At 50.4% G+C, this 13,407-nt stretch carries 10 protein-coding genes; 4 read left to right on the forward strand and 6 right to left on the reverse strand.

Annotated features, from left to right (window positions below):
* Positions 1-201 precede the first annotated feature (201 nt).
* The 3 genes from C9I92_RS15405 to C9I92_RS15420 form a co-directional block, all read right to left on the reverse strand.
* The gene (locus tag C9I92_RS15405) at positions 202-1,521 is read right to left on the reverse strand and encodes an LLM class flavin-dependent oxidoreductase (protein ID WP_107193878.1); all 1,320 of its coding nucleotides are present in this window, start codon (positions 1,519-1,521) and stop codon (positions 202-204) included.
* 607 nt (positions 1,522-2,128) lie between these two features.
* Positions 2,129-4,387, reverse strand: coding sequence for a TonB-dependent siderophore receptor (locus C9I92_RS15415; RefSeq protein ID WP_211263838.1), 2,259 nt, complete (start codon positions 4,385-4,387; stop codon positions 2,129-2,131).
* A gap of 1,078 nt (positions 4,388-5,465) precedes the next feature.
* Positions 5,466-7,022 carry an MFS transporter gene (locus tag C9I92_RS15420; protein ID WP_084712600.1) on the reverse strand — a complete coding sequence of 519 codons (1,557 nt, stop codon included), beginning with the start codon at positions 7,020-7,022 and terminating at the stop codon, positions 5,466-5,468.
* A 309-nt stretch (positions 7,023-7,331) separates the two neighbouring features.
* Here C9I92_RS15420 and C9I92_RS15425 point away from each other — a divergent pair, with 309 nt between their 5' ends.
* Positions 7,332-7,964 carry a TetR/AcrR family transcriptional regulator gene (locus tag C9I92_RS15425; RefSeq protein ID WP_047885911.1) on the forward strand — a complete coding sequence of 211 codons (633 nt, stop codon included), beginning with the start codon at positions 7,332-7,334 and terminating at the stop codon, positions 7,962-7,964.
* A 23-nt stretch (positions 7,965-7,987) separates the two neighbouring features.
* Here the strand turns inward: C9I92_RS15425 and C9I92_RS15430 are convergent, their stop codons facing one another.
* The 3 genes from C9I92_RS15430 to C9I92_RS15440 all read right to left on the reverse strand — a co-directional run bounded on the left by C9I92_RS15430 (position 7,988) and on the right by C9I92_RS15440 (position 10,444).
* Positions 7,988-8,779 carry an ABC transporter ATP-binding protein gene (locus C9I92_RS15430; protein ID WP_047885912.1) on the reverse strand — a complete coding sequence of 264 codons (792 nt, stop codon included), beginning with the start codon at positions 8,777-8,779 and terminating at the stop codon, positions 7,988-7,990.
* Positions 8,779-9,768: a FecCD family ABC transporter permease gene (locus C9I92_RS15435; protein WP_211320522.1), complete on the reverse strand. Its 990-nt coding sequence runs from the start codon at positions 9,766-9,768 to the stop codon at positions 8,779-8,781. The genes C9I92_RS15430 and C9I92_RS15435 overlap by 1 nt, the downstream gene beginning before the upstream one ends.
* Positions 9,769-9,949: 181 nt before the next feature.
* Positions 9,950-10,444, reverse strand: coding sequence for a TonB-dependent receptor (locus C9I92_RS15440; RefSeq protein WP_107193879.1), 495 nt, complete (start codon positions 10,442-10,444; stop codon positions 9,950-9,952).
* 274 nt (positions 10,445-10,718) lie between these two features.
* Here C9I92_RS15440 and C9I92_RS15445 point away from each other — a divergent pair, with 274 nt between their 5' ends.
* The 3 genes from C9I92_RS15445 to C9I92_RS15455 are packed head-to-tail and all read left to right on the forward strand — an operon-like array spanning position 10,719 to position 13,382.
* Positions 10,719-10,994: a hypothetical protein gene (locus tag C9I92_RS15445; RefSeq protein WP_047885914.1), complete on the forward strand. Its 276-nt coding sequence runs from the start codon at positions 10,719-10,721 to the stop codon at positions 10,992-10,994.
* Positions 10,987-12,597 (forward strand): AMP-binding protein, encoded by a 1,611-nt coding sequence (locus C9I92_RS15450; RefSeq protein ID WP_047885915.1) that lies wholly within the window; start codon positions 10,987-10,989, stop codon positions 12,595-12,597. The genes C9I92_RS15445 and C9I92_RS15450 overlap by 8 nt, the downstream gene beginning before the upstream one ends.
* Positions 12,598-12,599: 2 nt before the next feature.
* Positions 12,600-13,382, forward strand: coding sequence for a thioesterase II family protein (locus C9I92_RS15455; protein WP_047885916.1), 783 nt, complete (start codon positions 12,600-12,602; stop codon positions 13,380-13,382).
* Positions 13,383-13,407: the final 25 nt, after the last annotated feature.

Below are 13,407 nucleotides of genomic sequence, written 5' to 3' on the forward strand. Positions count from 1 at the left end.
TACCACGCTTTTGTAGGTTTACAACGAACGGTATTAAGAGGCGTTTTTTATGGCAGTACCATAAAGTGGTTCTCACGTTCTAGAATCCGCCTTTGAATCCCAGCCCGAAAACCTACAAAATCTCGGAGCAAGAATATTCATCGATATATCAATGTCAAAATGCTTACACATAACTGACCTGCCCCAAAACAGTACGACATTTTAACAGCGTGAGTAACCGTGAGGAGGCGTTGCTAAACCGAGGTTTTCTCGAAACGTGTTACCCTCATACTGCAATCTTAACAACCCCCGCCTTTGTAATTCAGGAACCACTTGCTCTACGAACTCAGATACGCCTCCGGGTAAATGAGAGAACATGATATTGAACCCGTCCGCAGCTCCGTTTTCGAACCAATGCTGCATTTGCTCAACGACCATCGTTGCCGTTCCAACCATTTCCAGACCCTGATATCCACAAATGCGCCTTGCCAATGCAATAATGCTCAGTTCCTCTTTTTTTGCCAGTTCGATGACTCGATCACGGCCACTTTTGCTCGCATTACTTTCAGGAATATCAGGAAGAGGAGCTGTTTCATCATATTGCGAGACATCATGTCCCAGTGCAATTGACAAGGTTGCCAAACTACTCGCGTCATCGACCAGTTGATCTAATTGGCGTCTTTTTTCCTGCGCCTGCTCCAAGCTATCGCCCAGCACAACGAAAACTGCTGGAATTATTTTCAGTTTATGTGGCCGCCCGGCAGCCTGTGCTCGGGACTGCATGTCAGTATAAAAGCGCTGAGCCCCGTCGAGATCAGTCTGATAAGTGAAGATAACTTCTGCAGTTTCAGCCGCAATTTGTCGCCCAGCCTCCGACGCGCCGGCCTGGACAATGACAGGGCGAGACTGAATAGGTCGCTCAACATTCAAGGGGCCTCGCACAGAAAAGTGTGGGCCTTTGTGATCGAGGATATGCATTTTTTCAGGATCGAAATAGCAACCAGTTTGTACATCCCTGCAGAATGCATCTTCTTCCCAACTCTCCCACAGTCCGTCCATAACGGAACTGAATTCTCTGGCTCTTAAGTATCTTGCACTGTGCTCCATATGCTGTTCAGCACCAAAATTTGCCGCTTCGTTTGGATTACTTGAAGTCACGAGATTCCAGCCTGCCCTGCCGTTGCTGATGACATCAAGCGAAGCCAGACGACGAGCAAGCGTATAGGGTTCATTGTAGGTGGTGCTCGCCGTAGCGATAAGGCCGATATGCTGCGTCACGGCTGCTAGTGCAGGAAGCAAGGTCAACGGGTCTAGGGTAGATACGCTATGCCCTTTTATCAGAGCTTCGAGCGGTGCTGCTCTTATCGCCAAGGTATCTGGCAAAAACAGCCCATCAAAACACCCTTGCTCCAGAGTCTGGGCAAACCATTTCATCTGCTCAAAATTGGCATGAAAATCAGGCCGAGCTCCGGGGTAACGCCAAGCACCCGCGTGGATACTGGGCATTGCCAAGAGGGTTAACTGACCACGAGATATGCTCATACCGTCTCCTTCGTTATTGTAGGTAATATCGAACTGTTTCTGACTGAATAATCCACTAAAAGATATAGATATCCCTGTAAACACCGTTCCACTCGAGCCTGACCACCATATATTTTTTCCAATAGACTCGGCGTCAATACATCAACCGGCGAATCAGAAACTTCCACTTCACCGTCACGAAGAACGACCACATTATCTGTAAATCGCAAGGCATGATTTATGTTGTGCACTGCCATGACGACGCACATTGGTCGAACTCGCGATAACTGACACAGCAACCCAAGCACTACGAGCTGATGCTGTAAATTGAGGGAACTTGTAGGCTGATCGAGTAACTGGGCCTGAGGGGTCAAAATTAACGCTTGGGCCTTCGAAACCAGTTGCCTCTGGCCACCATTGAGAGAAGACAGTACATAAGCTAAAGCCCCATCGCCCAACAGAAGACACTTGATAGGTCGGTCGAGATGTATCCTGCGCGCGGCAATATTGGTGATAACCATCGAAGCAGAAATCCCTGCGTACAAACGAGACATCGCGACAACCGTGCATCCCATCAGCAACTGGCCCAGTACATCGCGGCGAGAATATAGACAATTGGTCACAGAATTCACCAACGGTAGCTCAATGTTGCGATCATCGACCGTTCTTGCCCAACAAAGCAATAAAGTCGCGATGTACAGCTAGCGACATACTGTTTGTCCGTCAGGTTACTCACATTGAATGCGAGTGTCGCCCCACTCAGTTCCGAAGAAAGAGAATCAAGCTGGTACGTGGCAGCCAAATCGATCACAGTGGCGGAAGGCACTTCGAAATCATTGCTCGGGTCTCCAAACGACTTACCGAGGTAGCGCACGCCTCCACCAAGCTTCAAGCCGGAAAAGGCATCATAGTTAATCAAATAGTCCATCCAAATCGAAGCGCTGTGCTTTGGTGTTTGTGTCAGGCTTTTCCCTTGGTAGGAGGTATCTTTGACGAGCTCATTGTCTAAATATGTATAGTTTGCAATCAAGTTGAGATTACTTACTATTTCTGTTGTCGCCTGTAAATCAAGCCCTCGCGTTCGTACCTTCCCGGCCTGTGTATTAAATCCCAGGTGGTCCGCGTCACTTGTCTTCACGTTTGTCTGTTCAAGCTGAAATACTGCTGCTGTTAAAAGCGTACTAGAGTTCGCAGGGTGGAATTTGATGCCGACTTCAGTTTGCTCAGACTCAACCGGCACAAAGGGTTCTCCCTGATAGTCCGTTCCCAACAAAGGATCAAAGGACGTTGCATAGCTAATATATGGCGCTAAGCCTATATCGAATTGATAACTCAATCCCGCTCTGCCACTCCACTTTGTATCGTCCTGCTTGCTCACTCGGGACGTCGGTGAATAACTGTGAGTCTCATCATCTATTTGCGACCAGTCATGCCTTGCGCTGAGTACCAATCGCCAGCGATCGTAAGCCATTTGATCCTGAAGATACGCACCGACACGAGTGAATTCTTGCTTTACTTTCCAGGGTGCCAGACGACTTGCGGTGAAATCCGGAACAATGTTCGGGCGGTACTGAGAACCATAAGGATCCAACAAAATAGGGCCGACACTATACAGCTCATTTTTCAGGGTTCCTTTTGCGTAATCAACGCCCATCAGGATGGTATGGGTCATATCGCCCCATTCGACATTGCCGATCAAGTGGTTATCCATGGAGAATGTATTCACCTTGGCGGGTGTCAGTTCATAATAACCCTTTAATTGTGGGGAGCCGTTTACTTCCTGGTATCCATAAACAACACCACGCTGTATGTCGGATTTGACATACATATATCGTGCATTGCTAACCAATCGCCAACTGTTTTCAAAATCATACTCAAATAATGAACTCAGAAAACTCTGCTGGCGTGAAGAGTTTTCAAAATTCATATCCGTAAAGTTTCTTCGCCGGTTTATCTGCGGATACAGGCTGCCATCCAACCCCAATACCGCGGCCGGGAGACTGTTATAGTTAGGAAGCTCGGGCTCCTGAGAGTACATCGCGATAACCGTCCACGATGTTTGTAAATTTGGCTGCCAGGTGAGTGAAGGCACCACATAAAGCCGTTTATGACGGGTATCTTCAACTTGGCCTTCAGTATCTAAGCCACTTGCCGTAAAACGATAGAGAAAAGTACCATCATCATTAATCGGCCCTGTGCTATCAAAACCTATTTGCTTGCGATTGAAGCTGCCGTACTGAAGATTCAATTCGTGCAGGGCAACATCTTGCGGCTTGCGGCTGATCTGATTTACGATACCGCCCCCCGTCCCTTGGCCATAAATGGCTGAAGCAGGGCCGCGCAGTACTTCAATCCGCTCGAGCGAATAGGGATCAATTTGTGGCAGCCAACTCCCTGGGTTGCTGATAATTCTTAATCCATCCAGATAATAATCTGCGTCAACACCACGGATCCTAGTAATATCGAGGTAGCCACCATATCCTCCATATTTCTCACTTGTCGCACCCGCTGTATAACGCAGTGCAGAGCTACTGCTAACTGGCTGCTGAGTATCCATTTGCTCACGAGTAATTACAGAAACCGATTGCGGGGTTTCCAGAATTGAGGTGTTAGTTTTTGTCCCGACCCTTGATTGCTCTGCAACATAGCCTCGAACCGGGCCATTTCCCTCATCCGACATTTTGCCAGCAGTTACGGTCACAGTATAAGTGTCATTCAATCTGGCTTTTCCTGTCTCCTGAACTCCCCCTTTTGACGTCTCCTCAGCATAAACTGAAGCACCGCTAACAAGCAGCAGCGATGCGGTAATTGAAGCTAATGGGTCAGAAAAGCGAGAAAATACTGAATTCGTAGATGTCTGGAAACGTAACGCATGAAAGTAAAACATCTTGGCCTCAAAGGTTAAAGATTGAACGAGTTGCGGAGATTTTAATTAAAGACTGACCGTCAGTCAATTCGAATGATAATTAATTGCATTTAACCATATTGATGCAGAACTGTTAGTTAATTGGCCGGTTATTTACAACTTTTTGTTTCTTGTATAAATAACGTTCTGACAAACCCACACGGTCGATGATAAAGACTTTCTCTACCCCTTTACGGGCGAATTGCTCAGGCGAATTGCTCAGGCGAATTGTTCAATTGTTCATTAGTTATACCGACACACAAAATACGACTGGCATTAACTCCTCGCTAGAATCGCTCCTTTTAGTAAATAGGCGGCAAAAGTTTTGATCTCTAGAAAAATATGATGGTAGGTAGCTACCAGGGAGGGTATTTCCATACTCCAGCTTCTGGTTAATACTCTTGAGCGATAGTACCAACCATCAAGCTTTCCAATCCGTTACTCCAACAATACGTAAGCAGTCTGCAATCATCACACAGAGAGAGATTTGGCGATCCATCTCCGGAGAAACCATGTCATGAGGCGGTAACTCTCTGTATAGGCTTCAATATTTCCCTAAATCCAGGCACACAACTTGCCAAGCCAGTCATCCGGTTGGCAGCGGTCGATTTTCTCCTCTAGCTGTTTTAGGAAATGCACGCAGAGCTTCGTCTTAACGTAAACAGTCTGTTCACCTCACTACGAAGATTCAAGCGTTTTGCATCTACCACATGGCGGCGCTGGCGATGATCATAATAAGTAGACATTGCAACACCGAACACACCGCAGCCCCCATTCGACAAGCCCTTGTTCAAGATGTGTAACCAACGCCTAAGAACCCTTTATCCAACATTTAATGAACGGCTCGCTGCTGGCATTTAGTAACCTTTGTCAAAAACCAAACAAGCGGCTTCAAGATTGAATTCGGCGGAAAATGAACGACGCTGTCTTGTCATGGAGCACCTCTTTCTTTGGTAGCGACTTACCACCTAATATGGTGCCCGGATTCATTAAACCACTAAACCACAGGCCGCATAGAGGAAAGTACTTCTTGCCCTAGACACTATGCAAACCAATGATTTCAGGCAGACTTGTTGTAGGTATGTTTATGTGCCTTCCTATGGTTGCTGGCTGTACTGCCAGCATGTGAATGAACATGCGAGGTATGGCTGTCATCCGTGAAAACGACCAGCAGCACCGCAGTCAGCACACTGAGCAAGCCCGCACAGAACATGACCATTCCAAACCCGGCCGCCATCGAGGCACGATAAGCCGAGAGCAACCTTTCTTGACCAGGAGGAAGTTCATTGCTGACTATTGCGCGCTGGGCAATCTCCACAGCATTTTGCATATTGTTGGAACTGACTACCTCAGCCATCTGCTGGATCGCATAGATGCTCATGATACTGCCCAGTACCGCAATACCCAGTGTCATGCCTATCTGCCGCAGCGCGTTCATGGTTGCCGATGCGATCCCGGCACGCTCAGCGGGCGCATAGCTCATGACCATCATCCCGGTCGCTGGAACGGAGAGCCCCATCCCAAGCCCAAGAATCGCCAGGATACTACCGACAATAAGGTAAGGCGTATTGGCGGTAAACAGTGACATTGAGCATAGGGATACCCCAATCAAGGCGTATCCACCAACCATTAGTTTTTTTAGCGAAATATTTTGTGCCATACGGCCGAACAGCAACGATGCCCCCCCCATTACCATAAATTGAGGCATCAGGTGCCACCCAGCAGTAAGTGGTGTGTCGCCTTGCGCTTGTTGCAGATACAGTGACAGAAAGAAAAGGCTTGCATAGGCCGAAAATCCCAACGCAAAAGAAGCCAGATTTGCCACGGCCAGAGAAATATTGCGAAAAAGAAGAATAGGGAATAGTGGCCTCTTGACTGTCAATTCAATCCAGACAAAGGCCACAAAAGCCACTGCGGCACATGAAAGCGGAAGCAGGACTTTCTCCGTGGAAGCCCCATGCTCGCCAACTTCAATCAGCGCATAACTGAGCATTCCAAGCCAAATCATGCTCAATATCTGGCCAACCGGATCAAACGCTGCATGTTCAGGGTGTTTGCGCTCGACAATTCCCCAGGCCCCAAGCAAGGCAGCAATGATACCAATTGGGACATTGACCAGAAAGATACTTGACCAGCCAATATGCTCAATCAACAAGCCGCCGATCAAAGGGCCTGAAACCAATGACAAGGCACTACAAGCCGACCACCCACCGATTGCACGTGCACGCTGACGGGGATCGGGAAATGCGTGGGTCAGGATAGGCATGGCTCCGGGGATCAACAGCGCACCGGCAACCCCTTGAACCCCTCGCCCCCACAGCAGAGTGTTCAGATCGGAGGCGAAGGCACAAATCACGGAGCCAATTACAAACAGGGCAACGCTGCCCAGCCACACCCGCTTGTGACCATATTTATCGCCCAGTGGGCCTGCGGACAACATCACTGCAGAGAGCGCGATGGCGTAAATGTTAATAATCCACTGAAGCCCTGCCATATCTGCATGAAGGGCCTCCTGAAGCGTCGGCAACGCGACGTTGACAATACTGATGTCCAGTGTCGACAGAAAGGTCCCGAGATAGGCCGCGATGACAAGAGCATGAGTTCGGTATCGTTGCATGATCACCCACCAATTGAATAATAACTATTCTCAATAATATACAACGACCGACCGTCGGTCAATATGTGATAAACTTCGTGACGTTGATGGAAGGAATTATAATTTCAGGATTTGGCCGGTAGTTTTTGATATGCTTACGAAAATTTTTCGATACGTGGATCTAAGGTGACTTTGGTCGTATCACTTTGAATCCGTTGTTTGGTATTCGCGGTTACGTCTAAGTACACACTCCACGAATGCACAAGCGATCTTGCTCCTGCTCATTGCGGGAACAAGCGACACAGATTGAAATGGAAAACACTGATTACGATGAGATATAAAAAGAACCGTCCGGAGTTTACTCCTCCGAAAGCCAGATGTGTCAAGCCCGCAGAAGTTCGCCTGAACGAGTTGATGTCAGCCGCCGAACAACTGTTCCTTGCCAAAGGGGTCGACTCGACGACCATCAACGAGATTGTCGAACTGGCACAGGTAGCCAAAGGTACTTTTTACCATTATTTCGCTTCTAAGAATGAGTTGCTTGCAGCCATGGGGGAGCGCTATACCGCCCAGTTTTTGAAGCGGCTTGAGGATAAAATCGACACCTGCAAAGCAGATGACTGGCAGGGCCGGCTTTGCGCTTGGATTCAAGAAAGTATTGAGGCTTACGCAGACACGTACCGCCTGCATGATATTGTTTATACCAATCATCACCACCATAACCGCACAAACCTGGAAAAGAATGCGATTCTCGAACAACTGCAGGTTATTCTCGAAAACGGTACCCGCGTAGGTGTGTGGCAGATTGCTGAGCCACGCATTACCTCGCTCCTGATTTATGCCGGTGTACACGGTGCGACCGACGATATCATTGCTTACCCAGAAACAGATCGTGAGCATTTTATCCGCGTGGTCCTTGCGAATTGCCTGCGGATGGTCGGGGTCTCGGAGCATCAAGCCTGACAAGCCGTCGGGAACCTTGTCTCTCATTCCGCGCTTGTTGCACAAACGCGGGTTCCGAGTACGACCACATAGGGGTATCCCTGCGCACTTTGTTCGATACTGGCCTCAATACCATAAATCTGACGGAGCAATGCTGGCGTAATCACAGTGCGTGGTTCGCCGGATGCCACTATCTGCCCGCAGTGCAACACATCCACATGATCCGCGAATCTGAGCACATGATTGATGTCATGACAAGTCATCAGAACACATAACCCATGCTGATGAGCCAGTTGGCGAAGCAGCGTCAGCAGTTCAAACTGACGCTGCAAATCAAGCGCACTGGTCGGTTCATCCAATAGCAATACTTTGGGGTTCCGGACCAGTGCCTGAGCAACTGAAACAAGCTGACGCTGCCCGCCGCTGAGTGTGTGCAGCTCGCTGCCCGCGAGGGCAGTTAGTTGTAATTGCTCGACCAAACGAGTCACTGCGTTAAGCTCATGCTCCCGAACTCGCCAGCCACTGCCCTGCTTGGCCGACAACAAGATCGCCTCCATAACACTCAGGCCTGTGCCGGTAAAAATATCCTGCGGCACTAATGCTGGTCGGCTCGGATGCTGTTCAGGCCAATCACAAACTGGCTGGCCATCCACCCTTACCTGTCCCTGACCTTGAAGCTGACCGGCGATCCGCCGCAGCAGTGTAGACTTCCCTGCCGCATTGGCGCCCAAAAGCACACTCAGCTTTCCCGAATGCAGCGGACCCATAGTGACATCATGCAGCACAGTCTTACGGCCAAACCTGACACTGACCCCTTCAATGGTTAACGTTATCATCACACCCTCCTCCGGCGCAGAATCAGAACAAGAAACATCGGTACGCCGACCAGAGAAGTCACAATACCAATTGGCAGAACCTGACCAGGCACCGCGATTTTCCCGGCAATGGAAGCCGCAGATAACAGTGCAGCACCACATAACGCCGATGCCGGAATCAAAAATCGCTGATCCTCACCAACGATAATCCGGGCCATGTGCGGGGCGACCAGTCCCACAAACCCGATCGTCCCAACAAAAGAGACACAGAGCGATGCCAGCACGCTGCTCAGCAGAATGGTCTGCAATCGTAAGCGTGCGACCGGAATCCCCATCGCACTGGCTCGCTCTTCCCCCAGACGCATAGCTGTCAGTTGCCAGGCGCTGCGCATGAAGCACACCATCACCAAGAATAAAATGGCCGCGATCAGAACAAGCTGAGTGCTGCTGACCCTTGACAGATTTCCCATAGTCCAGAAAACAACGGCTTCCAGCGCTCTATCTGGGACGGCATACTGAAGCCCCTGCAACAGCGCCGTGAAGGTGAAAACCAGAGTCGTACCCAGTAAGATGATCAGTTCATTATTCATACCCCGCCACCGGGTCAGTCGCTCAATCAGCAGAACAGCCATCGTCGACATGAAAAAAGCACTCGCAGGCACGACCCAATTGCCCAGAGATACGGGAAGCGTTGTTGCACCAAACACCAATCCTAATGCGGCCCCGAAACTGGCTGCGGCTGAAACCCCCAAAGTAAATGGGCTGGCCAAAGGGTTGTGAAGCACCGTTTGCATTTGAGTACCGGCAACGGACAACCCTGCACCAATGACAAGTGCAGCCAAAACTGCAGGCAGCCGGATGTCGTAGACAATCACCTCCAGAGCAATCGGTGACTCTGAATCCCAAAGCAGACGAGCAATATCCGTGAGGCTGTAGCTGGACGGTCCCGTGCTTAAATCAATCATTGCCAGAAGCAGAACCACAGTCGCCATGGCTGTAAGCAGCCACAAGCGACGCCTGACAAGCGACAAATAAGCAGGTTTAGCTCCAGCCGACACAGTGCTCCCCTCTGTTAACACTTCAAGCTGCGAGGGACTGACAGCGTGATTCCTGAATTCTGGAGATGGAATATCCGGCGAGATCTGTTTCATTTCAACACCTGTAAGTCTGGGCTACTGTCGCATAGCGCCCTCATCCAATAAAAAAGTACATATCTGACCTGCAGTTAGCTGTGTATTGCTTGTCGGCAAGGTTGCTCACATTCATCGGAACAGTTACTTCGGTACCTGTCAGGCCATATAGGTCATAGCTCACCGCCAGATCATCGAGAGCAACTGATGGCTCTTTAAATATGTTATGCGGGTTGCCCCCAGATGAGCCCGAATAACGCATACCGGCACCTCTGGAGCAAGTCTCCCCGGTTTGTGTCCAGAAGCCCAGATGCTGGGTGTCGGCGGATTTCACGTATTCCTGATTGAGTTGAAAAACCGCGGCGGTCAGCATTGTTGCGCTGCCCTCAGGATGATATTTCATGCCCGCTTCTGTCTGGGCATGGACTCCAAAGCACGAAATGCCCGCCGACAAGACAACGAAACACGGTAGTCCTTTGCCTAACGAACGAGGAAATGGCTTAGGGGGATCTCCCGGTTTAACTGCCACTGGCAGTTCGCGATGACGTGGTTTCATATCTCTCCGATGTACTGTTCAAAATGGCCTCGACCAAAAGCACTCAGCTAAGGGTGCGCACTCACCTGATCCGGAGCAATTCATCTCCGTTTTCTGATACCCAGTCATATGCACCCACATTGACCGACCGATGGTCGGCGTGTAATGATATTCAATATCATTTTCATTGCAACTTATTTTTTTATTTAAAACAAATAATTATAAATTGACTGACCGACGGTTCATTTGATAATAATAATCATTATTATTAAACGAGACGCATAATGAGGTACAGATGACAGGAACACGAGTCATAAATTTGCTGGTCAAGATTGGGCTTCCGCCAGATCTATTGCATTCGGCTGAGAGTGATTGGCAACTTAGGACCGATTTGGGATTGAGTTCGGCAGAAACTCTGCATCTTCAGGTACAACTCGAACAGCTGGGATGCACAGGATTCAATTTGTGGGATACACACGACTATTCCCTTCAGGAACTGGAAACCATGATCACTGCCCCTGAAGAAAACGCCCATTCCGCCCTCGGCCGGTCAGAGGTGAATCATGGCTGACACTTCTTTTTGCCTGAACCGACAAATCGCAGCATCACTGCGTCATCACGCTGATACCCCTGCTTTGGTGTCTCAGGGTGAAGTCATCACCTATCGTCAATTAAACAATCGTGTTTTCAGTACGGTCGCCCGGCTTCAGGCCGCGCAGATTCAGAAAGGAGATCGAGTTGCGTATCAGTTGCCCAATGCTGCCGAAGCCATTGTACTGATGCTTGCATCCACGATGCTCGGCGCCATCCCGGTGCCGGTTCTGCACGCCTACCGAGAGCGTGAGCTTGAGCATCTTCTGAACAAAACACGTCCCGCCGTGGTCGCTGTAACGCGGGGAAACCGTCGTTTCAGTTCTGCTCAGTTCATTGAGCGCTATCTCAATGAGAACCACACAGGGATCAAGTTAAAGCTAATTGACGGGATCCCTGCACCAACCTGGCAGGAATGGCAGCAACTCTCAGATTTCTGTGCACCATCCGCAGACGCCCCTGCTGCGCCGTATCTGGCTGAGATGGGCAATGACGATCCCGCGATGATGCTGCTGTCGAGCGGAACCACTGGCTTACCCAAGCCCATTGCCCGGCTGAACAGTGGCTACAGCAATATGATCGCAGCCGCCAGTGAAGTCTTTGGATTGAGCGCGGAATCAGTATATCTCGCGGTTCTACCAGTCTCTCATGGCTTTGTGATCAACTGTCCGGGCATACTCGGAACACTTTCCTGTGGGGGTACCGTTGTCCTGGCACCGGACACCTCTGCACGAACAGCGCTGGCACTGATTTCAGCGCATCAGGTCACCCATACCACGCTGGTTCCGGCGCTGTTGGATCAGTGGATGGATAAAATCGGTGATCACTATGCCTCTTTGGACTCGCTGCGATACATCCAGGTTGGCGGATCACGGATTTCTCCTGAACTTGCCGCGCAGGCTGAATCGAGGCTCAATATCCTAATCCAGCAGTGCTATGGCATGAGCGAGGGACTGCTGTGCTTTACGCATTACACGGACGATGCGGAGATACGGCACCATTCCCAGGGAAGGCCATTATTGCCAGACGACGAGATACGGATTGTCGACCCGGAAGGAGAACCGGTTCCCGTCGGGGAGTCTGGGGAGATCATTACCCGTGGCCCCTACACCATCACAACCTATTTCAATGATCCCGTGGCGACCTCCCGGTCATTCACACCCGAAGGGTTCTACCGAACCGGGGATCTTGCGCATCTGGACGCGGCTGGCAACGTCTACATCGACGGTCGGGTGAGAGACGCTATCAACCGCGGGGGCGAAAAATTCAGTCCGGAAGAAATTGAGGAGCTGATTAAATCCCATCCCAGTGTGCATGATGCCGCCTGTGTCGGAATGCCGGATCGCCAGTTTGGCGAGGTCTCGTGCTTATTTGTCGTTCTCAACGACCACCAGCAACTGCAATTGCCGGAATGCCGCCAGTATCTTGAAAAGAAAGGTGCCGCACAGTTCAAACTCCCAGAAAAGCTCGTCATTACTCATGCGATTCCCCGCAAAGGGATCGGAAAAGTGGATCGGGTGTCGCTGAGTGCCAGCGTACGTCAGCTCTCCGGCGCCCCCGTCACTGAAATGATTACGGGGTAACCATGAAGCTCATTGAAACCTATACCCCGGCTGCTGTCCGACTCAGCCTGGCTTCGTCCGCCCCCGTCAGCCACCAGCTGGTGATCTTTCCCCATGCCGGCGGCGATCTCAGCTTTTACCGGGCATGGCGCAGTGCGCTGCCACCCGAGGTGGATTTGATCATCATGCAGTATCCGCACTCGCTGCAGGACGCAGACCAAGAGAAATGGCGCGCTCCGGAAACAGCAATCCGACATTGTGAGCGAAGCCTGAACCGCCTGCTGGGTATCGCGCCTGTTACCCTGTTTGGCCATAGCATGGGGGCGATCCTTGCTCTGCATCTTGCCAAAGCACTGGCCGGATCCAGATTTCAAATCGGGCAGCTCATTGTCTCCTCGCAATGTCCCCCGCCAACACTGTCTCAGATGCTGAAATCGGAGCAAGAGATCGAATCTCTCAAGGAGCAAGCCTTGTCTCTAGGTGAGGTCGATGGGATCAGCACGCTGGATGAGACCGCTCACCAGTATCTGGGCGAGCAGATCCTCAGCGATCTCAGACTGCTGCAGCAACTGTCTGCCCTGCCAGTCGGCAATCTGCCCCCGACAAGGGTCTTTGGCGGCCAAAATGATCCCCTCGTGGACAGACATAAACTCAACGCGTGGTCCGGTTTCCTGCCGCAAAGCGCTGAACCAATGCTTTTCCCGGGCGGGCATTTTTACCTGTCCGATGGATTGAATTCGGTGATCGACGCCATATTGCAGCCGTATCCAGCCTTATCGCTCAAACCACATTCATGCAACTTTTGACATTCATTCGCCATAGGAGTTTTTA

Origin of the sequence: Photobacterium ganghwense (assembly GCF_003025595.1) — a bacterium.
GTDB lineage: Bacteria > Pseudomonadota > Gammaproteobacteria > Enterobacterales > Vibrionaceae > Photobacterium > Photobacterium ganghwense.

Excerpts from the sequence above, each read along its gene's own strand:
- C9I92_RS15405 (WP_107193878.1), bottom strand. The coding sequence starts at position 1,521 with ATGAGCATATCTCGTGGTCAGTTAACCCTCTTGGCAATGCCCAGTATC.
- C9I92_RS15415 (WP_211263838.1), bottom strand. The coding sequence starts at position 4,387 with ATGTTTTACTTTCATGCGTTACGTTTCCAGACATCTACGAATTCAGTA.
- C9I92_RS15420 (WP_084712600.1), bottom strand. The coding sequence starts at position 7,022 with ATGCAACGATACCGAACTCATGCTCTTGTCATCGCGGCCTATCTCGGG.
- C9I92_RS15425 (WP_047885911.1), top strand. The coding sequence starts at position 7,332 with ATGAGATATAAAAAGAACCGTCCGGAGTTTACTCCTCCGAAAGCCAGA.
- C9I92_RS15430 (WP_047885912.1), bottom strand. The coding sequence starts at position 8,779 with ATGATAACGTTAACCATTGAAGGGGTCAGTGTCAGGTTTGGCCGTAAG.
- C9I92_RS15440 (WP_107193879.1), bottom strand. The coding sequence starts at position 10,444 with ATGAAACCACGTCATCGCGAACTGCCAGTGGCAGTTAAACCGGGAGAT.
- C9I92_RS15445 (WP_047885914.1), top strand. The coding sequence starts at position 10,719 with ATGACAGGAACACGAGTCATAAATTTGCTGGTCAAGATTGGGCTTCCG.
- C9I92_RS15450 (WP_047885915.1), top strand. The coding sequence starts at position 10,987 with ATGGCTGACACTTCTTTTTGCCTGAACCGACAAATCGCAGCATCACTG.
- C9I92_RS15455 (WP_047885916.1), top strand. The coding sequence starts at position 12,600 with ATGAAGCTCATTGAAACCTATACCCCGGCTGCTGTCCGACTCAGCCTG.